This is a genomic window from Deltaproteobacteria bacterium (assembly GCA_016709225.1).
GTDB lineage: Bacteria > Myxococcota_A > Polyangia > Nannocystales > Nannocystaceae > Xiheibacterium > Xiheibacterium phototrophicum.
This window is the reverse complement of record JADJEE010000012.1, coordinates 2,576,377-2,603,100: the sequence shown is the minus strand read 5'-3', so window position 1 is coordinate 2,603,100 and position 26,724 is coordinate 2,576,377. Positions and strand designations below refer to the sequence as shown.

Genomic DNA, 26,724 nt, shown 5'->3' with positions numbered 1-26,724 from the left:
ACTGATGGGACTACGGGGTGGGATCGGCTCGCAGCGGCGCCGGCATTCGCCAAGGCGTCGGCCCGCCCCCGGTGCAGGCATGACGACCGAGCCCCACGATCTCGACACCGTCGCGCTCCCCGAGCTGGGCGGGCGCGCCGAGCCCGACGATCCCGGGGCGCCCGGCGACGAGGACGCGTTCGATCCCGATGCCCCGGCGATCGTCGAGGTCACGGCCGCCGACGGACTCGAGTCGCGGGTGCTGCTGGCGCGGGCGCGACGCAACCTGCTCGGTTGGAGCGAGGAGCCGGTGGCGGTCGGCCGCTATCGCATCATCGAGCGCATCGGCACCGGCGGCATGGGCCTGGTCTACTCGGCGCACGACGACGAGCTCGATCGGCCGGTTGCGATCAAGATCCTGCGAGCGGATCTCATGCCCGGCTCGGTCGGTCGCCAGCGATTGCTCCGCGAGGCCCAGGCCACCGCACGGCTGTCGCACCCCAACGTCGTGCACGTCTACGAGGTCGGCCAGGAGCGCGACCAGGTGTTCATGGCGATGGAGCTCGTGCGCGGCGAGACCCTGCGGGCGTGGCGGGCCTCGGGCAAGCGATCGTGGCGCGAAGTGCTCGAGATGTATCTGCGCGCCGGCGAGGGCCTGGTGGCCGCCCACGCCGAGGGCATCGTGCACCGCGACTTCAAGCCCGACAACGTGCTCGTGGGCCGCGACGGCCGGCCGCGCGTGCTCGACTTCGGGCTCGCACGTGCGGTCACCGATCTGCTCGGCACCACGCGCGACATGCCGTCGCCCTCGTCGTCCGCAAGCGCGTTGCTGGACGTCGACATCACGCGCACCGGCACGGTCGTCGGCACGCCGGCGTACATGGCCCCGGAGCAGCTCGAGCGTGCCGAGCCCGACGCCCGCAGCGATCAGTTCTCGTTCTGCGTGGCGCTGTTCGAGGCGCTCTACGGCTGTCGTCCGTTCGCGGGCTCGACCTATACGGAGCTGACCGAGAACCTGCGTCGCAAGACCGCCGCGCAGGCGCTGCCGCGACGACGCGAAGTGCCGACGGGCGTCGAGCGCACGCTGCTGCGCGGGCTCGAGCGCGAGCCCGATCAGCGCTTCGATTCGATGCGCGAGCTGCTGACCGCGCTGCGCGACGCTGCGACCCGCCCCGGTCGGAGCTCGGCGCGGTGGCTGGTCGCGAGCGCGGCCCTGCTCGCGGTCGCGAGCGCGGGCGGCTACGCGTCGCTGCACGGGCGGCAGAACGCGGCGCCGGCCGAGCTCGCAATCGACGACACCAGCACGCCCAGCCCAGCCGCCGGGCCCGACGCGTGGGCGGAGATCGTCGCAGCCTCCGATCTGCCGCCGGTCGTGGCCGAGCCGCTGCCGGGCGATCCCACCGGCGTCACGCTGCACCGCTTGCGCAACGGCTTGACCGTCTACGTCGTGCACCGCCCGCTCGAGCCGTTCGTCTCGACCGCGTTGATCGTGCGCGCCGGCGCACCCGAGGAGGGGCCGCAGCAGCGGGGCATCGCCGCGCTCACGCTGCAGGCGGTGCTGCACGGCGGCCCCCGCCTCGGCGTGCTCGACCCCGCGATCGAGCTGCCTCAGCTGGTGCTGCAGCACACCCTGCTGGAGAAGCTGCCGCGCGTCGAGGACGTACGCGGACGCGACGCGATGTTGCGCGCGGTCGCGGCCGCCGAGGCCTCGAGCACGGGGCTGGTCGGCGGCGACGAGTACATGGGCGCGTCGATGGCCCTGGGCAGTCGCGATCCCACCACCACGCTCGGGGGTGGCACCGAGATCTCGATCCAGGTGCCGCGCGCTCGCTTTGCGTCGTGGGCCGCGCTGGCGGCCGAGACCCTGCAGCACCCCAACTTCCGCAACTTTCTCGGCGCCTGCTCCGAGCAGCTCGAGTTCCTGGGCTGGCGCACCGAGGGCTCGCGGGCGTACCTCGAGCTCGATCGCGCGATCGCGGCCGCGACCGGCGTGCTCGAGGATCCCGAGGCCGAGATCGCCAAGGTCGCCCAGGCCCCGCTGGCCGAGGTGCGGCAGTTCTACGCCGACTACTATCGCCCCAACAACACCGCGATCGTGCTGGTCGGTGACATCACGCCGAACGAAGCGCTGCCCGTGATCGAGCAGTACTTCGGCGCGTGGGAGCCGGCTCCGATCCGCGCGTCGCCGCCGGTGTTGCGACCGCTGCAGCAGCCGCGCACGGTGATCAAGGTCGAAGACGCCGGGCCACCGCTGGCGCACCTGGGCTGGGCTGCACCGCCGTACGGCTCACCCGAGTACGCCGATCTGCTCGCGCTCGATCAGGCATTGCCGGGGCCCGGCGGCCTGCTCGGCGCGCGCTTCGACGATGCCGATCTCGGGGGCGGCACGATCCTCGGCAACGCCGGGCAGTTCAACATCGGTGTGTTCCCCGGACCCCGCCAGACCACCGAGGAAGCCGAGCGGGTCGCGATCGAGGGGCTGCAAGCGATCGCCAACGACACCATCTCGGAGCCGCGATGGGAGCGCGCCATGGCCCGCGCGTCGCTCGTGCGCAACCACTGGGCCCGCAGCACGCAGGCGCTGGTGCACGTGATCTCGGAATCGTTCGTGCAGCACCGACCGTGGCACGACGTGGCCGAGCAGCTCGCGGGCCCGATGCCCGCGCGCGAGCGCCTGGTGGCCGCCGCCAAGCGGCTGCTCGCGCAGGGCTACGTCGTCGTGCACCGCAACCCCGGCAAGGTCTGGCGCGTCGAACCACCCGCACTGCCGTCGCTGCCGCACGAGCCCGCCTTGGGCAAGCACAGCCCGTTCGCGCAGTCGCTCATCGACGCACCTGCGACCCCGATGGAGCCGCGATTCCTGGTCGAGGGCTCGCACTTCGAGAGCTCGCCGCACGGCAAGGGCCGCGTCATCACCACGCGCGCCGACGGGCCCCTGTTCCGCGCCTCTTGGGTGTTCCCGGTCGGCACGCGCGAGGATCCGTGGGCCTGCGACGCCATGGTCGCGCACCTGTCGGCGATGCCGATCAGCAGCATCGAGCCCGACGTCGAGTGCAGCACCGACGCGACCTACGTCGACGTGGTCGGCAGCGCCGACACCTTCGCGGCCGCGATGCCGGTGCTGCGCGAGTGGCTGTACGAGCGCGAGTCATCCGCGGCCGACGTGCGCAGCCACCTCGACTGGACGCTGCAGCGCCGCGGTGATCTGCGGGCCGACGAGGTCGCGCGCGCGCTGATGTTCCACGTCCACGCGCTACGGGGTGAGCACGGCATCGACGCGCAGCTGCCCGACGACACCGCCCTGCGTCATCGCGGCGAGCGCGAGCTACCACGGGCGTTGCACGAGCTGCGGCAGCGCGACCCCGACATTCTCTACGTCGGGCCCGATCCCGCGGGGTTCCGCGCCGCGCTGCCGCCGGCGCTGGGTCGGCGCGGCGGCACCATCACGGGGCCGCGCTTCCGCGAGCTCACCGAGCCGACGGTGTTCCTGTTCGACGATCCCCACCGCACCGACGTCAGCATCCGCGTCGCGCTGCCGTGGACGGCGAGCACGCGCCACGACGTCCTGGCGGCCCACATGCACGAGCAGATCGCGTGGCTGCGGACCGATCGGACCGACCCCGCGCTCGAGCCAGAGTACGCGTCGTATCGCGTGCGGTGGTCGATGGAGTCGCCGCTCGCGATCGGGCTCGGCTACCGCTGCGCGGCCGATCACCTCGCGCAGGCGCTCGATGGAGCGCTAGCGGCCGTGCGCGCGCGCCCCAACGCCGACGACTTCGCGATGCTCCGCCGCAACCTCGAGCTCGACTTCCGCAGCGAGCGCGTGCCCGAGCGCTACGTGCCCGAGCGCGTGCGTGCGTGGGGCAACGACGCCTCCGATCCCCGCGTCGCGCAGTGGCTGGCGCTACCGAGCCTGGATGCCGACGACGTCACGCAGTACTACGCGCGTCAGGACGTACGCTTCCCGATCGTCTCGGTGGTCGCCGACGCCGACACGATCGATCTCGCGATGCTGAGCAAGTACGGCCGCATCGTGCGGGTGTCGAGCAACGCGTTCATCCGCGATCCGTCGATGTCCGAGGTCGGCGACGACCGCATGGTCACGCCCGAGGACTGACCGATTGCGGTCGGGTGCGAGCGGGCGGCCGCGAGCGACGACGGCTACGGCCCGCTGCGCAGCGGCACGCGACGGTCGCCGGCCCGCACGATGCCGCGGGGGCGCCACCCGCCGCGGCTGCGCACCTCGAACGCGCCGAAGCGCAGATCGAACGCCAGCTCGGCCATCCAGAACGGTGCCCGCGCGGTGGCGACGAAGCCCCAGCGCCGCGTGCCCGCGCGAACGAACACACCGCCGCCGGGTCGCAGGCGCCAGAGCTTGGGGTTGCTCGAGTCGTCGCTGTCCTCGCGACCGGGGTCGTGCTCGCGACCGTAGGCGATGCCGACCTCGACGCCGGCCGACACCCACTGCTGCGAGAACGCGATCGCGGCGGCGACCACGTGTGCGTCGCGCTGGTACGACGGGGTCTTGGGATCCTGATCGCGCTCGGGCGGCGGATAGGCGATGCGATCGTAGATCGCGCCGAGCTCGACGTGACGCCAGCGATAGAACGCCAGCGCGACCTGGGCCGAGACATGCGGCCGCGATTGCCCCGGCAGCCAGTGGGCGGTGGCGCCGAGGCTGAGGTGATCGAGCAGACCGATCGCGGCGCCGAGCCGATAGCGGTGGGGGTAGCCGCCGGCCAGCGACAGCGCAATCACACCGTGGTCGAGGAAGCGCGCCGACGGTGACAGCTCGCGCGTCAGGTAGCGATGCAACGCTGGCGTCTGCGACCGGGCACGCGCGCTGCGAGGGGTCTCGGGCACCACGCCGTCGGCGTCCTGCTCGGGCGGCTGCAGCTCGGAGCGACGCACGACCGGCGCCGGCCCGCTGGCGCGCGCGTGCGACTGCATCGCGCACGACGCCGCTGCGGTCGCGACCACCCACGCGCACGCGCGCGACCTCGACGTCACCCGCAGCACTTTAGTCCTCGCTGCGAGCGCGCGATGCGGTCGTCGCGATCGCATCGCCATCGCTGCCTCGTCGCACGCACGGCGAGGCAGTGAGGAAAGTCAACGCGTTGCAGCACGCCGATGCGGCACGACTGCAGCGGGTCTGCGTGGGCGTCGTGCACTACGCTTGCCACGCTCCCCAAGGGAATCGACATGCCTGCAAAGACGCTCTCACGCCCGATCTTCATCGTCTCCGCCAAGCGCACGCCCTTCGGCACCTTCGGGGGCAAGCTCAAGGACGTCTCCGCGATCGATCTCGGCGTCGTCGCGGCCAAGGCTGCGCTCGCCGCTGGCAACGTGCCCGCGGATGCCATCGACCACGTGGTGTTCGGCAACGTCTCGCAGACCTCCGCCGACGCGCTCTACATGGCGCGCCACATCGGCCTCAAGGCCGGCGTGCCGGTGCCGGTGCCGGCGCTGACCGTCAATCGCCTGTGCGGCTCGGGCTTCCAGGCCATCGTCAGCGGCGCACACGAGATGCTCGCCGGTGACGCGGAGATCGTGCTCGTCGGTGGCACCGAGAACATGAGCCAGGCGCCGTACGCCGCCCGCAACCTGCGCTGGGGCACCAAGTTCGGCACCGACCCGAAGCTCGAGGACACGTTGTGGTCGTCGCTCTTCGATCCCTACGCCGGCTGCGCGATGGCGGTCACCGCCGAGAACCTCGCGGAGAAGCACGGCCTCACACGGCAGCAGTGCGACGAGTACGGCCTGCGCAGCCAGCAGACCTGGGCCGCTGCACACGCGGCCGGTCGCTTCGCCGCCGAACTTGCTGCGGTCGAGATCAAGGGTCGCAAGGGCCCCGAGTCGTTCGAGGCCGACGAGCACCCGCGCCCCGAGGCCACGCTCGAGGGCATGGCCAAGCTGCCGCCGGTCTTCAAGAAGGACGGCGTGGTCTCGGCCGGCAATGCGTCGGGCATCTGCGATGGTGCGGCCGCGCTGGTGCTGGCGACCGAAGACGCGATCAAGAAGCACGGCCTCACGCCGCTGGCCCGCGTGGTCCAGTGGCACACCACCGGCGTCGATCCGACCATCATGGGCATCGGCCCGGTGCCGGCGATCCGCGGCGCGCTCGAGCGCGCCGGCGTCGCGCAGAAGGACGTCGATCTGTTCGAGATCAACGAGGCCTTCGCGCCGCAGTACCTCGCGTGCGAGAAGGAGCTCGGCCTCGACCGCGAGCGCACCAACGTCGACGGCGGCGCGATCGCACTCGGCCATCCGCTGGCGGCCTCGGGCGCCCGCATCACCGCGCACCTCGTGCACGAGCTGCGTCGCCGCAAGGGTCGCTACGGCGTGGGCTCGGCCTGCATCGGTGGCGGTCAGGGCATCGCGGTCGTGATCGAGAGCGTGTGATCCCATGAGCACCTCCCCCAGCGAACCCGCCGCATCCACGCTCGTCTACGACTGGAACACGCGCAACCGCGTGTCACCGCTGTCGCCGTTGTCGTCGCGCAATCTCTCGTTCTTCGACGAGACCCTGCGCGACGGCATCCAGTCACCGAGCGTGCGCGACCCCAGCATCGAGGACAAGCGCGAGATCCTGCGCCTGACCGCGAGCCTGGGCATCGACGCGGTCGATCTGGGTTTGCCGGGGGCGGGCCCCCGCGCGGTGGCCGATGTCACCGCGCTGGTCGAGTTCGCCGAGCGCGAGAAGCTCGGCATCGAGTACGCCTGCGCGGCGCGGACCCACGAGAACGACATCAACGCGATCGCCGACATCGCGCAGAAGACCGGCAAGTCCATCACGGTGTACGCGTTCCTGGGCTCGAGCCCGATCCGCCTGTACGCCGAGAACTGGACCGTCGAGCTGCTGCTCGAGCGCACGATCATGGCCGCGAAGCTGTGCCAGGCCCGTGGTCTGCCGATGACCTTCGTCACCGAGGACACCACCCGCACGCCACCGTCGACGCTCGATCGGTTGTTCCGCGCGGCGGTCGACCACGGCGTCGCGCGGCTGTGCCTGTGCGACACCGTCGGCCACGTCACGCCCGAGGGCGTCACCGACCTGGTCGGCTTCACGCGGCTGGTGCTCGAGTCGATGGGCACGCGCGACGTCGGCATCGACTGGCACGGCCACAACGATCGCGGGCTCGGCGTGATCAACAACCTGCGGGCGATCGCAGCCGGTGCCGATCGTGTGCACGGCACCGCGCTCGGGGTCGGCGAGCGGGTCGGCAACGCCGCGCTCGATCAGACCCTCATGAACTTGAAGCTCATGGGCGAGCTCGGCGATCGCGACCTCACCAACCTGGTGCCGTGGTGCCGCAAGGTCGCCGACGCGCTCGGCGTCACCATCCCGGGGCAGTACCCGCTGGTCGGCGACGACGCCTTTCGCACCGCCACCGGCGTGCACGCGGCCGCCGTCATCAAGGCCATCAAGAAGGGCGACGTCGAGCTCGCCGACCGCATCTACTCCGGCGTACCCGCGGGCTGGTTCGGCAAGCAGCAGTCGATCGAGATCGGCTTCATGTCCGGCGAGTCCAACGTGGTGTTCTGGCTGCAGCAGCGGGGCATCGAGCCCGACAAGGGCCTCGTCACGCACATCTTCGAGCTCGCCAAGCGCACCGATCGCCTGCTGACCGACGCGGAGATCGAGTCCGCGATCGCCAGCTTCCGCGCTGGCTGAGGCCTCGACGCTGCGGGCGAGCACCGTCGTCGACGACGGCGGGTTCGCGGGCCACGTGGCCAGGCCCACGCCCTGGTGCCGGCGCGGTGTCGCTCGGAAATCGACCGGGTGCGCCTGTCACGTCTTGGCGCGACCCCGTCCACCGAACAGCTCGATGCCACGGGCTCGTGCGGAGGATGTCTCGAATGCCACGTATCACGCGTCGATCGATGCTCGTCGTCACTGCGGGACTCCCCGCCCTTGCGCTGCTCGGTCACTCGGGGGAAGCCCACGGTGCACCGGTCCATCTTCCGCCGGGCAGTGGTCCGGCCTTGCCGAACATCTCGCCCACCGTCAAAGCCCGTAAGTACCTCGAGCAGAAGCTCCGCGAGACCATCGGCGAGTGCGGCGTGCCAGCACTCGCCGCGGTGCTCGTGCGTGATGGCGGTGATGCGATCGTCAGCGGACAGCAGGGCGTGCGCAAGCTGGGCGCTGCAGGCGACGCAAACGTCGTGCAACCGAATGACAAGTTCAACCTCGGCTCTGTCAGCAAGGTCTTCACGGGCAACCTGATCGGCAAGCTGATCCAAGACGGCGTGGGCGGCCTCGGGTGGACGAGCAAGATCTCCGACGTCTACGCCAGCATCTGGGACAATCCGGCGTCGCAGGTGCTCTACAAGACGGTGACGATCGAACAGCTCATCGCACACACCTCCGGCATGCCGTACACGCCGGCCGCCGACAACGTCGACGACTGGGAAAAGTACACCGCGGCCGACATGACGAACAACAAGCTCCGCGCGCGGCGGCGGCTCTACGTCAAGAACGCGGTGCTGGACGCTCCGAAGTACGCGCCGCCGAACACCGGCTTCGAGTACAGCGGCGGCGGCATCATCGCGTCGTCGATGTTCGAGCACAAGACCGCGAAGACCTACGAGGAACTGCTTCGCGAGCACCTCTTCGCACCGCTCGGCATGGATCACGCTGCCACTGGCGTCACCTGCACGGGCGCGCTCGACGGCCCCTGGCAGCACAGTTGGGACCCGGAGACGATGACGATGTCGCCCGATCCCCGCACGCACAAGCCGGCGTTCAACTTCCACTGCCGTGCCTCGGTCGGTGCCGTGTGCATGTCGGCGGGTGACATGGGCAAGTTCATCCGCGAGCAGCTGCGCGATGATCCCAAGGTGTTCACCAAGGCCACGCGCAGGACGATGCAGGCCTATCGGGTGTCGACAGCCTCGAGCACCGTGCGTGGCGGCTGGGCCTCGACCAACCCCGGATCGGAGCAGGCCGAGATCTGGCACACCGGCGACATCGGGACCGCGTACGCCGCGTTGTCGGTGATCCTGCCGCGCAAGATGGGCTCCGCCGCGATGAGCAACACCAACTCGGCCTTCGCGGGCCCGGCGGTCGGCAAGATGCTCGAGGTCACGCGATCGATGGACAGCAACTGGGACGCGCTGTTCGGCGCCGGCAGTCCCAACCCCATCGAGGGCGTGCACCCGATGCCAGCGGTGGCCCAGGGCGGCGGCGTGACGTGGCTGTTCGCGCGCTCCCACGAAGGCAAGGTGCACCGCAAGCGCTCGAAGGACGGCGGCAAGACCTGGGGGTCGCTCGGTGACTTCGGCGCGGTGGCGATGAACTCGGGCATCGCCGCCGCGAGCTCCAGCGATGGCAAGCACCTGGTGGTCGTCGGACGCGGCCTCGACAATCGGATGTGGTTCCTGACCTCGAAGGACGCAGGCACCAGCTGGCAGGGCTCGACGCCGATTGGCGCGGGGGTCTTCCTCACCGGCCCCGCGGTCACGATCGACAGCACCGGCGAGGAGCTGCGGCTGTTCGGCATCGGCAACGATCACAAGATGTGGCGCACGCGTTCGAGCGATGGTGGCAAGACCTGGGTCGATTGGTCGCCCATCGGCGAGGGCGTCTTCACCTCGGCACCCGCCGCTGCTGCCTCCGCCGACGGCAAGACCGTGCACGTCTTCGGTCGCGGCAACGACATGCGTTGCTGGCGGAACGTCTCGACCGATGGTGGCAAGACCTGGAAGCCGCACTGGCAGCCGATCGGCAAGGGCATCTTCACCTCATCGCTCGCTGCGTGTGCCTCGAGCAACGGCAAGGTCGTGCACCTCATCGGTCGCGGCACCGACAGCGCGCAGTGGCGCAACGTCAGCACCGACGGCGGTGCGACCTGGAAGCCACACTGGCAGGCGATCGCCGGCGGCCTGTCCTCGTCGGCACCAGGGTTGGCGTGCAGCAACGACGGCGCGAGCGTGCTCACCCTCGCCTTCGGCCTCGACTTCCGCGTCTGGGGCACTCAAACCAGCAACACCGGCTCGACCTGGGCGGGTTGGACGATGAAGACCAACCAGACCTTCCTCTGACGCCCGGCGGCGGCGATCGTCACCGCGGCGCTCGGTCGTTCGACCCGCCGCCTCGCCGCGCGAGGCGGTCGTGGAAGACGCGCCATCGGGGCAACAGAGCCACCAACAACAGCGAGGGCACCACCCCGAGCGCGTACGACGGCACGTTCCAGCCCAGCACCATGTTGAAGAGGCCGTTGGTCACGAACACCGCGACGAACTCGACCACGAGTGCGATGGCGAGGAACTTCGGCGTCGACCAGAGGATGGGTTCGGGCGAGGTCATGGGCACGCGACCCGGAAGACTGTCGCGTGACCGGGGTTGATCACTCGCGACCCCGGTCTGGAGCGGCTGGGCGCTCGCGCGCCCGTCTACCGCTGCACCCGCAGGCCCGCGTCGTTCACCGCGAGCATGCCCCCCAGCAGGTTGATGACCGCCGTGAAGCCCATCGATCGCAGCTGACGCTGGGCCGCCCCCGAGCGACCGCCCGAGCGACAGACCATGATCAGCGTCTCGCTGCGATCCCACGCCCGCGCGGCGTGGGCCAGCGACGCCAGCGGCACCAGCTCGGCCTCGGGCAGGTGGCCGAGATCGCCGGACCACTCGGACGGCTCGCGCACGTCGATCACCCGCGCGCGCGAGAGCCAGGGCTCGAGCTCGTGGGGATGAAGATGGTCGCGCTGCGTTGCACCTTGGGTGGACAGTGACATGACGTGATTCGCTCCCGAGGGGGAAAGCCGTGTGCTGCCCCTCGCGTGGGACCCTCAGTGCAGCAGCCGTGCCGAGTCGCGTTTCGCCGGCGAAGCGGGCCGCCGGCACCGGTGCGCGCACGCCGTTGAAACACGATGAAGCAGCGCTGCAACGTGGCGCTCGTTCACCGCCCGCCTGCACGCGTCACGGCTTGTACAGGTAGACCCCGCTGTCGACGTCGTTGGCGAGCACGAACACGCCGCGGGTGGTGCTGTAGCGCCAGCGACCGTAGGTGCCGTTGGTCAGCGGCGGCGGCGGCAGGTCACCCCCGCCAGTCTGGTGCGTCCACACCTGCGTCGACGGATCGAGCAGATACACGTCGGCGCCACCGTTCCAGGCCGCGAACCGATCGAGGCCGTCGGCGTAGACGAAGCCCACCCGGTTGCCCGGCGTCGGCGCGTCGCCGGTGGTCGCGACGTCGACATAGGGATCGCTGCTCATCAGGTGCGCGATGTCGTCGAGCTCGAAGCCGCGAACCAGCGTCGGATCGCCGTTGTCGAGCAGCAGCCAGAAACGATTGCGAGTGCGGTCGATGTCGCCGACGCCACGAACGTCGTAGTTGAGCGAGCCGTAGGTGTCCCAGGCATCGTCGGCGGCGCGATAGCGGACGAATGGCCCGCCGTCGTCGGTCGCGTACCAGGCGTCGCCCGCGGCATCGATGGCGGCCATGCCACGGCCCATGAACCCGGGCCGCACCGCCGACTCCGACCAGGTGCCGGTCGCGAAATCGAAGCGAAATCCCCACGGGCTCGACGTCTGCGCGCCGGGGAAGTAGCCGCCACCGAGGTAGAAGAACGCGTCCTGCGTCGGTAGGTACACCGGTTTGCCATAGGTATGCGACGAGCGCGGCTGCTGCGTGTCGAGCTGCGCGAGGATGTCCGCGCGGTGACAGAGGTTGGCATCGATGTAGTCACCGTTCATGTCCTCGGGAGCGATGGTGAGCGCGGCGACGGACGGATAGTAGCCGCAGGACTCGGCGCGACCGTCCATCATGGCCGGTGTCGGGGTGTGGCCGTCGGCGCCCGCAGGGAGCTCCGTCAGTCGCGTCCAGGTCATGGGGCCGAGATCGAAGGCGAAGATGTTGTTGTAGTAGGAGTCGGAGTGACCGCCGCCGAACACCAACATGCGGTCGCGACCATGATCGTAGGTTGCGCCGGACCACGCAGACATGACGGTCTCGCAGCGGTAGTGATCGAGCGGCTCGGGGCATGCGTCGACCATCGCACTGGCCGGCAGCAACAGCCACGAGTTGGCCGGCATGGCATCGATGAGCCCATCGACCGGCTCATCGAGCGGGGTACCCGTGCTCGACGAGTCCGCACTGGTCGCCGGCATCGATGTCGATTCGCCGATCGACGTCGCTTCGCTCGTTGCGCCCGCGGTCGCTGACGAGGTGCCGAGATCGTCGGCGCCGGTCGCCGTCGCTCCCGTGCTCGAGCCCGTCGATTCCGTCGCCGTACCGCCGCCACCCGCACCGCCGCAGGCCATCTGACCCCACGCTGCCAGGGCCACCACCACGAGAGTCTTGGCTCGCATCGTCACCTGAGGCTCGCAGCGTAGCTGCGCGCCATCGGCCAGTCTGCAGCGGTGGTGCCACGCGCAAGCGCGTGGATCTGCGCGTCAGCGAGCGTCAGCGTGGGGGCCGTGGCACCCGAGCGTTCAGCACGCTCACCCCAACCGGCTACGACTCGAGCCCGAGGGCCTTGATGCGGCGCCACAGCGTCACGCGGGAGAGCCCCAACAGCTTCGCGGCTTGCTCGCGATTGCCCCCGGTGCGACTCAGCGCGGCGTTGATGCGGCGCGCCTCCGGCGTGAGCTCGGGCGCAGCGCCCTGCGGCCGCACCACCGGCGATGCGACCACCGTCGCGAGCTCGCCACGCTCGGGCTCGAGCAGCTCGGGGGGAAGATCGCTCGGCACCAGCTCGGTGCCGTCACCGATCGCGAACACATACTCCATCACGTTGCGGAGCTCGCGGACGTTGCCGGGCCAGTCGTAGTGCTCGAGCGCGGCCATGGCCGCGGGCGCGATGCGATCGATGCGTCGGCGGCCGCGACGATTGCCCTCGTCGACCAAGCGCTGCACGAGCAGCTCGACGTCGCCCCGACGCTCGCGCAGCGGCGGCAGGAACACCGGGATCACGCGCAGGCGGTACATGAGGTCGGCCCGGAAGCGCCCGGCCTCGACCTCCTTGCGCAGCGCGCGGTGGGTCGCCGAGATGACGCGCACGTCGACCGAGATCGGTTCGCGTGCGCCGACCGGGATCACCGTGTGGGTCTCGAGCATGCGCAGCAGCTTGGCCTGCAGCTCGAGCGGCAGCTCGGCGACCTCGTCGAGGAACAGCGTGCCGCCATCGGCGAGCACGACGTGCCCCGGCGTGTCGCGGAGCGCTCCGGTGAACGCACCCTTGGCGTGGCCGAACAGCTCGCTCTCGAGCAGGTTGGCCGGCAGCGCGGCGCAGTTGATCGCGCGCAGTGGGCCGCGCGCGCGCTCGGACATCGCGTGGATCGCCTTCGCGACCAGCTCCTTGCCGGTACCGGTCTCGCCGCGCACGAGCACGGTGGTGTCGCTCGCGGCGACGCGCTCGATCACCCGGAACATCTGCTTCATCGCGGCATCGCGGGTCCACATGCCGTGGAACTCGACCGCTCGATCGCCACCGATCTCGCCCGCGTCCTGCAGCATCAGCAGCCAACCGATCGGACGCCCGTCGCCGAGCGGCACCGAGCGGATGCGGACGAGTGCCTCGTCGCTGCCGCCGATGCGCGGCACCAGGGCATGCACCGGTCGGCCGGCGGCGAGCGCCTCGGCCACCGGACGCTCGGGCTTGTCGCCGCACAACAACGCCGGCGCCGCGATGCCACGGGGGATCTCGGTGCCCAGCAGCGTCGCCGCGGACGCAGTCGCCATGCGCACGCGCAGGCTCGCGTCGAGTACGATCGCGGGCCCGGCCGCGGTTGCCAGCGCGGCGTCGAGCAACGCCTCGAGATCGACCTCACGGGGCTTGCGTGGCGCCACTGCGCTCGGTTCTACCACCTTCGCCGGAGTCTCGATCACAGCACCTTGGGCAGTTCCTGCCACAGCACGAACACGGCCATGACGAGCACGAACCACCCGAACCCGGCGCGCAGGCGCCTCTCCTCGATGCGCCCGGCAATGCGGACCCCGAGCACACTGCCGACCAGCGCTGCTGCGGTCACCAACAACACGGGCGTCCACGGGATCGCCGTGGTGGCCATGTAGCCGTAGAGGCCCGCGCTCGACTTCATCGCGATCACGAGCAGCGAAGTGCCGATCGCGACCGGCATCGGTAGGCCGCCGAGCACCGCCAGCGCGGGCACCACGAGGAATCCGCCACCGGCCCCCACCAGGCCTGTCACCGCGCCGACCACGAGGCCCTCGAGCAGCACCTTCACCACCGGTAGGTCGCGACCAACCGCAGCGCTCACCTGCTTGCGCCCACGGAGCATCGCCACCGCGGTCGCGACCATCATCAGCGCAAAGCCCAGCAGCAGCACCGGCGCCGGGATGTAGTGCGCGACCTTGCCGGCCTCGTACGCGCCGACCATGCCGGCGGCGCCGAACAACAGGCCGGTTCGCCAGCGCACGCGCCCGGCACGGGCGTGACCGATGAGGGCGAACGCGCTGGTCACCGCCACCACGAACAGCGAGCCGGCGATCGCCGCATGGGCCTCGATGTCCATGACGTAGCGCAGGATCGGCACGGTGAGGATCGAGCCGCCACCCCCCAACAGGCCCAGGGCGATACCGATCGCAACCGCGAGCACGAGGCCGAGCACCAACATGCGACGGCGGTAGAGCATCGTGCGTGCCAAGCCGGGATCGCTGCCGCGGCGGTGCCCCGCAGCGCCCCTGAAGCGCCCTTGAAACACGGGGCAACGCCGACGCAACGAAACGTGCAACAGCCGCGATTCCCCGGCCGTGTGCGCCGTCACGGCCCCAGTCGATCGATGGGATGTTTCAGCGCGGGGTCGTGGCACGGCGGTTGCTCTGGTGTCCCCTCGTCCTCGACAGGAGTTCCGCCATGCAAGTCCAAGCGTTCTTCGACGCCCGCAGCTCCACGCTCACCTACGTCGTCTTCGACCCCAAGACGCACGACGCCGTGGTGATCGATCCCGTGCTCGACTACGAGAGCGTCGGTTCGTACACGTTCACCGAGTCCCTCGATCAGCTGGTCGACTTCGTGAAGAAGAACCAGCTGCGCGTGCACTGGTCGCTCGAGACCCACGCCCACGCCGACCACCTCTCGGGTGGCCCGCTGTTGCGCCGACGCTGCGAGGCGAAGGTCGGCATCGGCGGCGACATCACGAAGGTGCAATCGACCTTCAAGGATCTGTTCGCGCTCGAGCAGCTCGCGACCGACGGCAGCCAGTTCGATCGCACCTTCCGCGACGGCGAGGTGATCCAGGCCGGCAGTCTGGCGATCGAGGTCATCGCAACCCCGGGCCACACCCCCGCCTGCGTGACCTACAAGATCGACGACGCATTGTTCACGGGCGACCTGCTGTTCATGGACGACTACGGCACCGGCCGCTGCGACTTCCCCGGGGGCAGCGCCGCGGCGATGTACGACTCGGTGCAGAAGCTCTACGCGCTGGGCGATGCACTGCGCGTGTTCCCCGGTCACGACTACCCGCCCGACGGTCGCGAGGTCCGCTGGGAGACCACGGTCGCCGCCAGCCGCGATCACAACCCACAGCTGTCGGCCAAGACCGGACGCGAGGAGTTCGTCCGCGCCCGCAACGAACGCGACGCCAAGCTAGCCGCACCCAAGCTGCTGTTCCAGAGCGTGCAGGTGAACATCGACGGCGGGCGTCTGCCGGCGGCCAACGCCGCCGGGCGGCGCTACCTCGTGCTGCCGATCAACCTCCTGCGGCCCGCCGACGAGCTCGGCGAGCCCAAGCCCCGCAGCTAGATCGGACTGCCGTCACGCGCGACCGGGTTCGAACCCGGCGCGCGCTCGGCCGTCGCGATCACTTGCGGGGGAAGCTCAGCTGCAGCGAGAGCAACACCTCGTCCTTGATCAGGTCGTCCTTCATGCCGGGGTACTCGATGCCCCACAGCTTGCGATCGATCTTGAACTCCGCGTTGCCGGTCGCCGACGCATCGGTGATCTCGACCTTGGCGGGGAAGGTGATGGTGTTGGTCTTGCCGTGCAGCGTGAGGTCGCCGGTGATCTCGTGGGTGCTGCCAGCTTCGCCCGCAGCCTCCTTGATCGACGACGACACGAAGGTGCTCTCGGGGAACTTCTCGGCGTCGAAGAAGTCCGCGCTCAGCAGGTGCTTGTGGAGGTCGGGCGGCTCGGTCTGCAGTGAGCCGACCTTGACGGTGAGCTCGAGCTTGCTGGGCTTGCCGTCGTCGGCGAGCGTGAGCGCACCGTCGAAGTCGGCGAACGTGCCTTCGTGGTCATCGGTCACCTTCGCGCCGACGAAGCGGACCTTGCTGGCGGCCTTGTCGAGCTTCGCAATGGTCGACGCGTGCGCGAGCGCCTTCGCGTCCGGGTCTTCGCCCTTCGCGTCGCCCTTCGCGTCTGGTTTCGCGTCTGGTTTCGCGTCTGGCTTCGCGTCCTTCTTCGCCTCCTTGACCTCCGCCTTGGGCTTGTTGTCGAGCTCGCTCTTGCAGGCCGAGAGGCCGAGCGACGCAAACAGGGTGAGCGCGATGAACGACGACTTCATGTGGGCCGCATCCTGCGCGAGGTCGGTGCCGGACGCCAGGCCCACCGGCAGCGACAATCCGTTGCCCGCGGCGCACCGAAACGGCGGGGCGCCCCCCGCTCGCGCCGTCAGACCGGTGGCCCTGCGGTGGGATCGACCTCGTACAGCACGAGCTGCGTCAGGTGCGGGCAATGGTCGAGCAGGCGCCGCGGCTCGAGGAAGAACTGCCGCCGCGCGTTCGAAGCCTCGGGTACCAGTGCGTACTGCATCGCGGCGAGCAGCTGCTGGTGCTCGGGCTTTCCCGACTCGCGCGTGATGAGGGTCCGCTCCACCTTGCCACGGCCGTAGAACTCGCGCATGAGGCCCTCGCGCTCGAGCTTCATCGCGAACGAGTCGACCGTGCCGCCGATACCGGCGAAGCGGCCGTCGGCGTACAGGTGATAGTCGTGCACCGGATGCACCTCGGCGCAGACGATCGCCTCGGGCAGCCACTTGGTCGCCGCGACCAGCGTGACCTGGTTTGGTTCGCGCCAGCTCGGCGGCGGCTCGGCCGTAGCCGCGCGCGCCAGCCCCCAGATCGCGAAGTCGCCGGGTCCGACCTCCTCGAAGTAGCCACCGTACTCGTCCTGGAACGCGAGCCACACCGGGTGCGGTGTGCCGCCGGCATCGATGATGCGTCGCTCGACCTCGGCGGTCGGCATCGGGGTCTCGCGGCTGAGCGTCGCCAGCCAGTCTCTCGCTCGTTGGGAAAGCGCCATCACAAGCCTTCTAGCTCGGCACGCGTCGCCACTTCTCGGGGTTGACCGAGACCCGCTCCATGCGGGGCGCGTTGCCACTCATGTTGTCCGTGCCGCGGGTGATCGGATTGCAGTGACCGCAACACGGTGCCTCCGCGCCCGGTCGCATGTGCGGCCCAGCGCCCTCCTCGCGGCTCCACATCGGCAGCTGCACGAAGTCGCCGAGGTCGGCCTCGGTCACCGGCATGCCAGCGGCCTCGCGTGACTTGAGCGCCTGGTCGAGCGCCAGCACCTCGGCATGCGTACCCGGCTCCGAGAAGTGGTCTTGACCGTCGGCGCGTCGCTGCTGCTGATCGCGGATGCGGTCGCGCAGGATCGGATGGAAGTCGTCGGGGTTGGCGACGGCGTCGCGCGGCTGATTGTGCGCGACGAACGGATCGACATCGGGCCGCCGGCGATCGACGACCGCTGCCACACAGGCGGGCGCCTTTTCTTCGCTGGGGTTGAAGCCCGGCAGCTCGCCGCGGTTGTACTGGTCCATGACCTCCTTGCGATGTGCGTCGGCGGCATCGATCGCGCGATCGAAGGCCTCGTCGCGCGACATCGGCGGGTCGCCGTTGGGATGCTCGTTCGGATCCTCCGACTTCGGCCGCCCCTCGCCATCTTCGCCGTGGTGCGGCCCGTTCTCGGGATGATCGTGGGTCGTCAGGCCCAGCACGTCGACCGCGACCAGCGGGTTGGCCGGATACGCGTAGAGGTTGATGCCGCCGCGGATACCGAGTGGATCGGGCTGCAGGTAGCGACCCAGGCGCGGGTCGTAGTCGCGGAAGCGGTTGTAGTGCAGGCGCAGATCGGGGTCGTAGACGTGGCCCGGGAAGCGCAGCCCGTACTCGATCGCGTTGCCGGGGCGGACGAACACCTCGCCGTAGGGCGTGGCGCCGTCGGCCCACCACACCACGGTGCCGCGTTCGTCCTCGATGTGCTGCGGCAGGCCGACCTGGTCGGAGAACACCGCGTACGATCGACCCGAGTCCGGCGACGCGTCGACGCTGTCGTAGTCGACGAAGCCGAGCGGCACCAGCGATTGGCGATCGGCGTAGACGAACACCCGCAGCTCGCCGTCGGCGCCTTCGCGCGCCGCGATGCGATCGCCGTCCCACCACAGCCGCGTGCGCCGGTCGCCGCGACCGAAGGTGACACGACGACCAAGGCCGTCGTAGGTCGCCGTCCACGGCTCGCCAGCACCGTCGTCGACGCGCACGAGCTGATCCTCGGCGTCGTAGTGGTAGTCGATGCGCATGCCCGCGGTGCCGATGCGCGCCGACAGCCGCCCGCGCGCGTCGTATTCGAACTGCTCGGTCGCAGCGACGCGCAGGCGATTGCCGCTGTCGAGCCGCAGCGTGCCCGTCGATGGCAGCTCGACGAGGTTGTGGGCGGCGTCGTAGCGGTACCCGAGCGTGCCGTCGGGTTGCTCGGCGGCGATCAAGCGATGCGCCTCGTCGAGGGTGTATCGGCTGCTGCCGCGCACGGTGTCGAAGCTGCCGACCAGATCGCCCTCGGCCGTGTATTGGTGACGCACGCCCCACCAGATGCGCTCGGTACCGGTGGTTGCACGCCACACTGCGCGGTGGAGCATCCGGCCCTTGGCGTCGTACTGCTGGCTCTCGAGGGTGCCGTTGCCGTGGTCGATCTGCAGCGAGCCGTCGGCTTCGTGCGTGATCGTGCGGCGACGACCCGACGGATCGACGAGCACCAGCTTGTTGCCGTGACGATGTCGTGCGCTGATGAAGCGCTCGGCGACGATGGTGTCGTACTCGCCCCGCCAACCGTAGGCGTGGGCCACCGTGCGCCCATCGCAGGTCTCACGCTCGAGCTCGTCGAACGGCGTGAACGTGCGATCCACCAGGTGGTCGGCGCTGTCGGCCTTCGTCGCGCGGCCCTGACGGTCGTAGTCGAACTCGGCGAAGCTGCCGTCGCTGCGATCGACGCGGCCGGTGAGCCCGTTGGCGTGTGGCGTCACGCGCACCAGCCAGTTGCCATCGCCATCGCTCGACTCGACCATGCGGTGAGCGAGGTCCCACTGGTAGCGGGTGTGCACGCGGCCGTGGCGGTGGACCTCGACCACGCGATCGTGGCTGTCGTAGACGTAGCGCGACTCGGATCCGCCGCCGTCGAGCACGCTGGCGATCTTCTGGTGCGGCGTGTGCTCGTAGCGCACGGCGTTGCCCAGCGGATCGAGCCGGGCGCCGGTCAGACCCCAGCGCACGACCTTGGTGCGGAAGGTACGGCCGTCGCGATCGGTGCGCGAGATCTCGTTGCCGCAGGCGTCGAAGCTCCAGCGGCGCTCTGCGCCCGAAGCCTCGCGCTCGTACACGACGTTGCCGCGACGATCGCGGCGGCGTTCGACCACCGGGTCGGTCGGGCCCGCCGCGATCGCGACCCCGAAGTAGAACCCGCGGGTGTCCTTGGGCAGCACGCGCTGCACCATCGCCGGCACACCCGACGCGTCGAGGCTCGGCGGGAACTGGTGGCCGAAGCGGTTGCGCCGCGCGACCAGGCCACCGCTGCCGTCGTAGACGAACTCGATGCGCTGCCCGGCGGCGTCGATCTCGGCCAGCACGCGGCCGTCCTCGCCGCGCAGCCGCTGCTTCTCGCTGCCACAGGGGCCGATCACCTTGGTGATCACGCCGTCTTCGTCGTAGTGGAACGTGTACGCCGACCCGTCGTGGATCGTCATCACGGTCTTCTGCGCGGCGGGCAGGTACTCGAAGCGCGCGTACCACAGGCCGTCGTGGCCTTGGGTCTCGCTGCAGCGGCCCTCGTGGTCGTAGGACCACACGAAGCCGTAGCCGATGCGATCGGTCGACCGCACCATGCGATGCACCCCGTCGTAGACGTACTCGTCGGCGACGGCTGCGGCATCTTCGGCGCGCACGAGGTCGCCCTTGGCGTCGACGTGGTAGCGCACCAGTCGCGTCTGCGGCTCACCGTAGCGGCCGCCCCAGATCTCCGCGAGCTGACCGGCAGCGTCGTAGCGCGCACCGTAGGTCGCGAGCTCGCTGCCGCGACGCTCGACGATGCGCTGCAGTCGACGGGCCTCGTCGTACTCGATGGTGACCTCGGCCTCGCCGCCGCGCACGGCGACCATTCGCGCGGTGCCGCTGCCAGGCGCGTCGCGCTCGAACTCCAGCGTGCCCAAGCGGCGGTGCGTGACGCTGAAGCGCAGGTCCGACAGCCGTCGCAGGCGATAGCCGTGCATCGCGACCTCGCCGCCGTCGCGCGCTCGCGACGTCTGCGGCAGCAGCGGAAAGACGATGCGCTCGCCCTGGTAGCCCACGAACGTGACGCGGTGCAACCGGATCGACAGCCGCGACTCGAACACGTGCCGCCAGCCGAAGCCGAGCACGCCGCGCTCGGCGTTGTCCGCACTCGAGGTGTAGCGGGTCCAGCGGAAGCCGCCGAGCAACGACGCGAAGTCGAGGTGCGTGTTGTAGTTGGCACCGCTGACCACGTGCACCGGCTCGCCACCCTCGGCGCAGCGACCGTTCGCGTCGGGTGGCGGCGAGCGACGGCGCAGGCGGCCGCGCATCGATCGCAGTGCGCGGCCGAGTGCGCTGTAGATCTTGCCCTGCGCGAGCGCACCGATGTTGGGGATCGGCGGGCCTCCGGCCACCACGTTGCCCATCGGCGGGCCGATCAACATGCCGACGCCGGGCGGGCCGGCGGGATCCTTGCCGCGCAGCGCCGACACGGCCATCGCAGCGGCATCGAGGCCGGCCTGGATGCCTTGGGCAATCGCGGCGCCGGTGTTGCCGGCGGAGGCCTGCGCGGCGGCACCGGCCGCGCCGGCAATCACACCGGCGACACCCATGCCGATCGCGAACGCCCCCATCGGCGAGACGGGGTTGCAGTGGAACGTGATGTCCATGCCGAAGCGCGCGACCCTCGAGCCCGCGAAGTAGACCCCCGACGCGCCGGTCATGATCTCGAACGGCGGCGCCATCGAGCCGCAGGTGAAACCGATGCCGATGTCACCGGCGCGCAGCGCCGGCACGCCACCGACCAGCACGGTCGCGGAGCCGGCCAGGAACGCGACCCCGAGGCTCGGCAACGGAATCGGTGGCGCCGGTGGCACGAGGCTCGGCGGATGCACGTGGGTGTGCGGCGTGCCGACGTGCATGCTCAAGCCGATCGTGGCGACCGGCATCGGTGGAAAGAGCCCCGAGAGCCCGAGCGCGTCGAGCAGCGCCGAGACACCCTGCGAGGCCGCGGCGTCGATGAACATCATCGGCGCATTCACGACGCCCAACACACCGCCCAGACCCTGCGCGACCCACCCTGCGGCGCCCTGCTCGGGTGGCGGCGCCTGTCGAAACGGCGCGATGGTGGCGTCGAGCGTCGCGAGCACCGAGTCGGCCCGTGCGTTGCCCGTCGTCGCGAACACCGGCTGCGCCGGCGGCCCCGCGGGACGACCCGTCGGCGGCGCGATCATCGGGGGATCGGCGTGGCCACCCATCGATCTACGCCGCCCTCTTCTTGCGCAGCAGCTTGGCGCCCTGCAGCTTGGTGTGGGCGGCGTCAGCCTCCGCCGTCATCCGGCCCTCGTGGTACAGCGCGTGGATGCGTTCGAGCACGCTGACGAGTCGCTCGTAGTACTCGTACTTCTCGGCGATGGTCTCGCATTCGTGCCAGCGAGCGAGCGCCTCGGTGGGCTTGGCCTGCGCGCGCTCGGCATCACCCTCGCCCTGCAGCGCATCACAGGCAGCATACGCGTTCATGCATTTGGCCGCGAGCTTGCTCGCGTCGGCGTAGTAGCTCTGAGCGTCGGGGTAGCGCTGCAGCGTCATGGAGGTCTGCCCGGCCGCGAGCAGCAGATTCAACATCACCGGCGGTGCGTTGGGATGCAGCTTCTTGGCCTCGGGATCCTCGCCGGGCTGCAGTGGCATCGGTGACTTCGCCGCCAGCGCGATCGCCAGGCCCTGCTGGTAGCGCTCGAGCGCCTGCGGATGCTGCCCGACCATGCGCAGGCAATCGCCCACACCTTGCATGCACAGCGCCTGCATCAGCGGTGCGTCCGACTTGACGTAGTAGTCGAACAGCAGCGCGAACTTCTTCACGGCCTCTTCGAAGCGCTTGTACGAGAGATCGATGTTGGCCAGCTGCAGCACCGCCTGCATCCGCTGGCTGACCGGCACCGCGGGATCGACGGCCTCCTGCGCGAGGTCGCCGGCGAACGCGTCGGTCGACATGTCGACGTCGACGCTGAGCATGCCCGTCGCCTGTCGCTGCAGCAGCGCCGCGCCGATCACATGGTCGCGTTGGTCCCGCAGGAACAGCCGCGTGTACGCCTTCCACGGCTCGTCGCGCTGGGGCGCCGGCGGAGGCAGCCGCGTGAACTCGGCCACGAACTGCGCGTAGTCGGCCCAGTCGTGCACGACCAACGGCAGCAACGCGAACACCACCCGGTAGTCCTCGGCATCCGGCAGTCGCGCGCCGAGGTGCTCGATCGCGATCACGATGCGCTCGCGTGGCGGCACACCCGGCGCCGTCATGCGCTCGGGGAACGGCGCCAACTGGGGCTCGTTGCGCTCGGCCCGGCCCTCGTTGGCGACCTCGTACAGCGCGACACATCGCCCGGCGACCGTGCGCGCGTAGGTGTCGGCATCGAGGTACTCATCGGCGATCATCACGTAGAGCGAGGCCTCGTCGCCGCCCTCGACCTGCTCGAGCACCTTGAGCGCATACGGAACGTCGCCGTCGCCGCCGCTCACCAGCAGCACCGCATCATCGGGCTGCCAGATGAACTCCTCGCAGTGGGCACGGAATTCGGCGAGACGGCGCATGCTCTCGTATCTCGCCGGCGGCGAGCCTAGTTCAGCTTGATGATGCCACCGGCGATGTTGACCGCGCCGTTGCCCGAGATGTTGGCCTGTGGGCCGGTCACCTCGGCGGCCGCGCTGGTGGTCTTCACAGTGCTGCCGCCGGCGGTCAGCGTCGAGCTCGTGCCGGCCGAGACGGTCGCGTCGGTCTTGGCGTCCATGGTCGCGGTGGCGCCCGAGACCTTGGCGTTGGCGTCGAGCTTCATCTCGGCCTTGCCCTTCGACTGCACCAGCGCATCCCCATTGAGCAGCACCTGCGCGCCGCCGGCCGACAGCTGGGCGTCGACCGTCAGCAGCAGATCGCCGCCGGTGTTGGCCTGCATGTGGCCGTCGGCGGTGAGCACCAGCTGCGAGTTCTCCTTCGAGGCGACCAACGCCGAGTCCGGCGACAACACCACACGCGCGCCGTTCTTCTGCTGCATCGTGATGCGATCAGGCTCGATCTTCATGAACGTCGAGCCGACCGTGAAGAGGATGTAGTCCGGCGCCTGCACCTCGATCGATTGCGAGGCGTCGAGCTTGTACTTGCCGGTGATGTCGAGCTGTCCGCCGGTGATGGTCTGGCCGTCACCGGTGCTGGCGCCGACGATGGTGATCTTCTGCGAGCCGTTGACGGTGATGGTCTCGTTGCCGGTGATCGAGTGCGTGCGGTCGCCGGTCACCGACAGCGACTGATCGCCGCCGACGCTGGTCGAGTCGTTGGCGCCCACACTGCGGGTCTGGTTGTTGAGGACGGTCTTGTTGAAGTCCTTTTGCGCGTGCACGATGATCTGCTCGCGCCCCGCGGCATCTTCGAAGGTGAGCTCGTTGTAGCCGTCGCCGCCGACGCTCGAGCTGCTCTTGATGGTGCTCTTGGTCTTCTCGTCCGGCAGCGTGTACGGCGGCATGTTGTCGGAGTTGTAGACCGAGCCCGTCACCACCGGGTTGTCGGGGTTGCCGTCGACGAACTGCACGACGACCTCCATGCCGACCCGCGGGATGAAGACGGTGCCCCAGCCCGAGCCCGCCCACGGCTGCATCACGCGTACCCACACCGACGCGCCGCTATCCGCGGGCTGCAGGCGATCGTGGTGGAACTGCACCTTGATGCGGCCGTACTTGTCGGTGTGGATCTCCTCGTCGCTGTCGGCCAGGCCGACCACACGCGCGAGCTGGGGCCCGTAGACCTTCGCGCGACGGTGGCGTTGCTCGGGACGGAACTCGTGCGCGACCGGAATCGCGTGGAACTCGTTCTCGAACTCGCCGTTGGCCCGCATGTTCTCGGTGCTGGCCTCGCCGCGCTGCACCACGCGCAGCAACAGCAACTCGGCGCCGTCGAGATCGGCGCGATGGTGGCTCCCGAGCGTGAAGCGGGTGCCGGGCCGGAAGCCGGTCACGTTGCCGCGACCGCTGGCGATCTTGCTGCGGGCACGCTGCTCCTCGAGCACCTGCGCGACCATCGGCTCGCGCTGTGTCAGGTCGCTGCCGTCGTACGAGGCCGCCGGTGGATCGCCGATCGGATCGTCGGTGATCTGACGCCGCAGGTCGTGCAGGTACAGCTCTTGATCCTGATGGTTGTGGGTCTCCTGCACCGACGCGCTGGCCTCGTCGTAGGTGCCGGCGGTCTTGAAGTTGTACGCGCGACCCGAGACCTTGTTGATGACGCGACGCTGCCGCCAGGTGACGCCGCGGATCGACTCGCGATCGGCCTCCTCGGGGTTGGCCGGGATCACCGGCACGTCGGGAAACGCGGCGTCGATCTCGGGGTAGTCGGCGTTGCTGTCGATGAGGACGAGCTTCTCGCGGCGACCGTCCTCGTCGGGCAGGAAGTGGAACGCGATGCCCTCCTCCTCCATCAGCCGGCAGCAGAACTCGAGCGTCGACTCACGGAACTGCGTGCAGTAGTCGCGCGGGTTGTACTCGCGATGCAGGTACGTCTGCGTATCGACCTCGCGGCCGTAGGGCGCGAGCGCGGCGCCCAGCACGTCGGTCAGGATCTCGACCACGGTCTGGCCCTGGAAGATCCGCGTGTCGATCTGATCGGCGAGCAGCGAAAACGCCGGCACCACTCGCACCGAGGCGTGCAGCACGTGCTGCTGCGGCCCGAGATCGTCGATCTCGTCGATGATGCCGTAGTAGATGTGCACGAGGTCGCCGCGCTCGACCTGCACCTCGCACGGCGCACCGAGCATCTCGTCGACCGGCGCGGTGACGTCGTCGCAAACCAGCTGCAGACGCAGCTCGTAGGGCCGCGACAGCTCGGAGGTCATCGCGTAGCGCCGCACGTGCCAGCGGATCTCCGGCCCCTGCGTGAGTGCGAAGTGGAAGCGCACGCCCTCGAGCCGCGCCGGCAGGTTCGGCATCAGCGAGCCGAAGGTCTGCTCGAGCGCTTGCACGAGACCAGCGGGTGCCGCCGCGCGGGCCTGCTGCGCCACACCGGCGACCTGCTGCGCCGCTCCGGCGGCCTGTTGCGCCGCTCCGGCGGCCTGCTGCGCCGCTCCGGCGGCCTGGGCCACCGATTGCGCCGACGAGGCCGCCGCACCGGCACCCGCGACCGCACCCGCAGCTCCCGCGACGCCTCCGACTGCACCGATCGCGCTCGCAGGACCACCGCCTTGGGCCGCCTGCGCAATGCCCTGCCCGGCGCCCGCGACCGCAGTCGCGGTCTGCACGGCGGTCGCCGCCTGCGAGGCCCCCGGCGCGCCCGCAGCCTGCGCCGCCGACACGGCACCGGTGGCCGCGCCCTGGGCGACCTGATCGGCGGATGCTCCACTGACCGCATCGCGGGCCGCGTTCGTCGCGATTCCCTTGCCCGCGTTTTCGACAGCGTCGTCGTCGGGCGCACCGGAATCACCATTCGCACGCGGATCATCCACCATGGGCCGGCTAGCCTACGGTGGTCCCGCAGCCGTGGCAACCGCGCCGTCGCAGAGTTAAGCCGTGGCTGGAAGACGCCGCGCCACGCCACGCAATCGAGGTGTTCGCGGCCACATCGTGACGTGCCGTGACACGTCCGTGCACCGCGTCGATCAGCGCCTCGCGAGCAGCGGTCCGAGCCGCGTCATGATCTCTTGCGCGGCGCGCTCACCTTTGACGCCGCCTTCGATCTTGTCGTCGGTGCCGTGACCTTCGGCGTCGGGTAGCACGAAGCGAGGGATCAAGCGGCCACCGTAGCCGGCATCCGAGAGCAGCAGCGAGTCGACATCGACGTCGAACTCGAGGAAGCGAATCCCGGCGAGCTCGCGGTCGAGCTCACCCGCCTCGACGGCGCGATGGAACACCTGACACGGCTCGCACCACGGTGCGCTCGCGTAGACCACGAGCCGTCGACCTTGCGCATCGGCGTCGCGCTGGGCCGCCTTCACCACCGGCCCGACGCCGGCGTCGCCAGCCGCGGCGCGCACGAACTCGGGGCGGTGTGGCCGGGAGGGCGTCGGCGTCGGCGTCGGCGCGGCCTTCGGCGCGGGGCCGGAGGGGTCGGCGTCGTACGGCGATCCCACGCAGGCGCCACTTGCGACCAGCAGCCACGGCACCACGAACCTCGCCCGCACGCGTCGGAGCATCGCGTCGGACTCTACGCAATCGCGCGCGCGTCCGCAGCGTCGCGCCGGGCGCCCACGCGCGGTCGAGGCCGCAGGCGGGCGCCCGGGCCCGTTCACGCGACTTTCACAGGATCGACCCCGCGCCCGCGGTTGCGAGCCGC

Annotated in this window: 17 protein-coding genes; 5 read left to right on the top strand and 12 right to left on the bottom strand. The window is 70.1% G+C overall.

Features of this window, described 5'->3' with window-relative positions:
- Positions 1-79: 79 nt before the first annotated feature.
- Positions 80-4,096: a protein kinase gene (locus IPH07_35730; GenBank protein MBK6922793.1), complete on the top strand. Its 4,017-nt coding sequence runs from the start codon at positions 80-82 to the stop codon at positions 4,094-4,096.
- A gap of 44 nt (positions 4,097-4,140) precedes the next feature.
- Here IPH07_35730 and IPH07_35725 read toward each other — a convergent pair whose 3' ends face one another.
- The gene (locus IPH07_35725; protein ID MBK6922792.1) at positions 4,141-5,049 is read right to left on the bottom strand and encodes a hypothetical protein; all 909 of its coding nucleotides are present in this window, start codon (positions 5,047-5,049) and stop codon (positions 4,141-4,143) included.
- 132 nt (positions 5,050-5,181) lie between these two features.
- Between IPH07_35725 and IPH07_35720 the strand changes: the two genes are divergently transcribed.
- The 3 genes from IPH07_35720 (at position 5,182) to IPH07_35710 (ending at position 10,023) form a co-directional block, all read left to right on the top strand.
- Complete coding sequence (locus IPH07_35720; protein MBK6922791.1) at positions 5,182-6,381, top strand: acetyl-CoA C-acetyltransferase; 1,200 nt, start codon at positions 5,182-5,184, stop codon at positions 6,379-6,381.
- A 4-nt stretch (positions 6,382-6,385) separates the two neighbouring features.
- On the top strand, positions 6,386-7,654 hold the full coding sequence (locus IPH07_35715; protein ID MBK6922790.1) for a 2-isopropylmalate synthase: 1,269 nt from the start codon (positions 6,386-6,388) through the stop codon (positions 7,652-7,654).
- A gap of 209 nt (positions 7,655-7,863) precedes the next feature.
- Positions 7,864-10,023: a serine hydrolase gene (locus IPH07_35710; protein MBK6922789.1), complete on the top strand. Its 2,160-nt coding sequence runs from the start codon at positions 7,864-7,866 to the stop codon at positions 10,021-10,023.
- A 19-nt stretch (positions 10,024-10,042) separates the two neighbouring features.
- On the opposite strand, the gene IPH07_35705 is transcribed toward IPH07_35710, so the two are convergent.
- The 5 genes from IPH07_35705 to IPH07_35685 all read right to left on the bottom strand — a co-directional run bounded on the left by IPH07_35705 (position 10,043) and on the right by IPH07_35685 (position 14,557).
- The gene (locus IPH07_35705) at positions 10,043-10,288 is read right to left on the bottom strand and encodes a hypothetical protein (protein ID MBK6922788.1); all 246 of its coding nucleotides are present in this window, start codon (positions 10,286-10,288) and stop codon (positions 10,043-10,045) included.
- Positions 10,289-10,374: 86 nt separating this feature from the next.
- Positions 10,375-10,713, bottom strand: coding sequence for a rhodanese-like domain-containing protein (locus IPH07_35700; protein ID MBK6922787.1), 339 nt, complete (start codon positions 10,711-10,713; stop codon positions 10,375-10,377).
- Positions 10,714-10,897: 184 nt separating this feature from the next.
- Complete coding sequence (locus tag IPH07_35695) at positions 10,898-12,289, bottom strand: hypothetical protein (GenBank protein ID MBK6922786.1); 1,392 nt, start codon at positions 12,287-12,289, stop codon at positions 10,898-10,900.
- Positions 12,290-12,434: 145 nt separating this feature from the next.
- Positions 12,435-13,661, bottom strand: a complete 1,227-nt coding sequence (locus tag IPH07_35690) for a sigma 54-interacting transcriptional regulator (protein MBK6922785.1) — start codon at positions 13,659-13,661, stop codon at positions 12,435-12,437.
- 143 nt (positions 13,662-13,804) lie between these two features.
- On the bottom strand, positions 13,805-14,557 hold the full coding sequence (locus tag IPH07_35685) for a sulfite exporter TauE/SafE family protein (protein ID MBK6922784.1): 753 nt from the start codon (positions 14,555-14,557) through the stop codon (positions 13,805-13,807).
- 239 nt (positions 14,558-14,796) lie between these two features.
- Here IPH07_35685 and IPH07_35680 point away from each other — a divergent pair, with 239 nt between their 5' ends.
- Entirely contained in the window at positions 14,797-15,687 is an 891-nt protein-coding gene (locus IPH07_35680) for an MBL fold metallo-hydrolase (protein ID MBK6922783.1), read from the top strand.
- A gap of 58 nt (positions 15,688-15,745) precedes the next feature.
- Here IPH07_35680 and IPH07_35675 read toward each other — a convergent pair whose 3' ends face one another.
- From IPH07_35675 to IPH07_35650, 6 genes are all read right to left on the bottom strand, one after another.
- Positions 15,746-16,447 carry a YceI family protein gene (locus IPH07_35675; protein ID MBK6922782.1) on the bottom strand — a complete coding sequence of 234 codons (702 nt, stop codon included), beginning with the start codon at positions 16,445-16,447 and terminating at the stop codon, positions 15,746-15,748.
- Positions 16,448-16,554: 107 nt separating this feature from the next.
- Positions 16,555-17,184: a hypothetical protein gene (locus IPH07_35670; GenBank protein ID MBK6922781.1), complete on the bottom strand. Its 630-nt coding sequence runs from the start codon at positions 17,182-17,184 to the stop codon at positions 16,555-16,557.
- Between the two features lie 10 nt (positions 17,185-17,194).
- The gene (locus IPH07_35665; GenBank protein MBK6922780.1) at positions 17,195-21,655 is read right to left on the bottom strand and encodes a hypothetical protein; all 4,461 of its coding nucleotides are present in this window, start codon (positions 21,653-21,655) and stop codon (positions 17,195-17,197) included.
- 28 nt (positions 21,656-21,683) lie between these two features.
- Positions 21,684-23,006 carry a hypothetical protein gene (locus IPH07_35660; GenBank protein ID MBK6922779.1) on the bottom strand — a complete coding sequence of 441 codons (1,323 nt, stop codon included), beginning with the start codon at positions 23,004-23,006 and terminating at the stop codon, positions 21,684-21,686.
- Between the two features lie 26 nt (positions 23,007-23,032).
- Complete coding sequence (tssI, locus tag IPH07_35655) at positions 23,033-25,900, bottom strand: type VI secretion system tip protein VgrG (protein ID MBK6922778.1); 2,868 nt, start codon at positions 25,898-25,900, stop codon at positions 23,033-23,035.
- Between the two features lie 150 nt (positions 25,901-26,050).
- The gene (locus IPH07_35650) at positions 26,051-26,584 is read right to left on the bottom strand and encodes a thioredoxin family protein (protein MBK6922777.1); all 534 of its coding nucleotides are present in this window, start codon (positions 26,582-26,584) and stop codon (positions 26,051-26,053) included.
- Positions 26,585-26,724: the final 140 nt, after the last annotated feature.

Excerpts from the sequence above, each read along its gene's own strand:
- IPH07_35730 (MBK6922793.1), top strand. The coding sequence starts at position 80 with ATGACGACCGAGCCCCACGATCTCGACACCGTCGCGCTCCCCGAGCTG.
- IPH07_35725 (MBK6922792.1), bottom strand. The coding sequence starts at position 5,049 with ATGGCGATGCGATCGCGACGACCGCATCGCGCGCTCGCAGCGAGGACT.
- IPH07_35720 (MBK6922791.1), top strand. The coding sequence starts at position 5,182 with ATGCCTGCAAAGACGCTCTCACGCCCGATCTTCATCGTCTCCGCCAAG.
- IPH07_35715 (MBK6922790.1), top strand. The coding sequence starts at position 6,386 with ATGAGCACCTCCCCCAGCGAACCCGCCGCATCCACGCTCGTCTACGAC.
- IPH07_35710 (MBK6922789.1), top strand. The coding sequence starts at position 7,864 with ATGCTCGTCGTCACTGCGGGACTCCCCGCCCTTGCGCTGCTCGGTCAC.
- IPH07_35705 (MBK6922788.1), bottom strand. The coding sequence starts at position 10,288 with ATGACCTCGCCCGAACCCATCCTCTGGTCGACGCCGAAGTTCCTCGCC.
- IPH07_35700 (MBK6922787.1), bottom strand. The coding sequence starts at position 10,713 with ATGTCACTGTCCACCCAAGGTGCAACGCAGCGCGACCATCTTCATCCC.
- IPH07_35695 (MBK6922786.1), bottom strand. The coding sequence starts at position 12,289 with ATGCGAGCCAAGACTCTCGTGGTGGTGGCCCTGGCAGCGTGGGGTCAG.
- IPH07_35690 (MBK6922785.1), bottom strand. The coding sequence starts at position 13,661 with ATGGCGACTGCGTCCGCGGCGACGCTGCTGGGCACCGAGATCCCCCGT.
- IPH07_35685 (MBK6922784.1), bottom strand. The coding sequence starts at position 14,557 with ATGTTGGTGCTCGGCCTCGTGCTCGCGGTTGCGATCGGTATCGCCCTG.
- IPH07_35680 (MBK6922783.1), top strand. The coding sequence starts at position 14,797 with ATGCAAGTCCAAGCGTTCTTCGACGCCCGCAGCTCCACGCTCACCTAC.
- IPH07_35675 (MBK6922782.1), bottom strand. The coding sequence starts at position 16,447 with ATGAAGTCGTCGTTCATCGCGCTCACCCTGTTTGCGTCGCTCGGCCTC.
- IPH07_35670 (MBK6922781.1), bottom strand. The coding sequence starts at position 17,184 with ATGGCGCTTTCCCAACGAGCGAGAGACTGGCTGGCGACGCTCAGCCGC.
- IPH07_35665 (MBK6922780.1), bottom strand. The coding sequence starts at position 21,655 with ATGATCGCGCCGCCGACGGGTCGTCCCGCGGGGCCGCCGGCGCAGCCG.
- IPH07_35660 (MBK6922779.1), bottom strand. The coding sequence starts at position 23,006 with ATGCGCCGTCTCGCCGAATTCCGTGCCCACTGCGAGGAGTTCATCTGG.
- tssI (MBK6922778.1), bottom strand. The coding sequence starts at position 25,900 with ATGGTGGATGATCCGCGTGCGAATGGTGATTCCGGTGCGCCCGACGAC.
- IPH07_35650 (MBK6922777.1), bottom strand. The coding sequence starts at position 26,584 with ATGCTCCGACGCGTGCGGGCGAGGTTCGTGGTGCCGTGGCTGCTGGTC.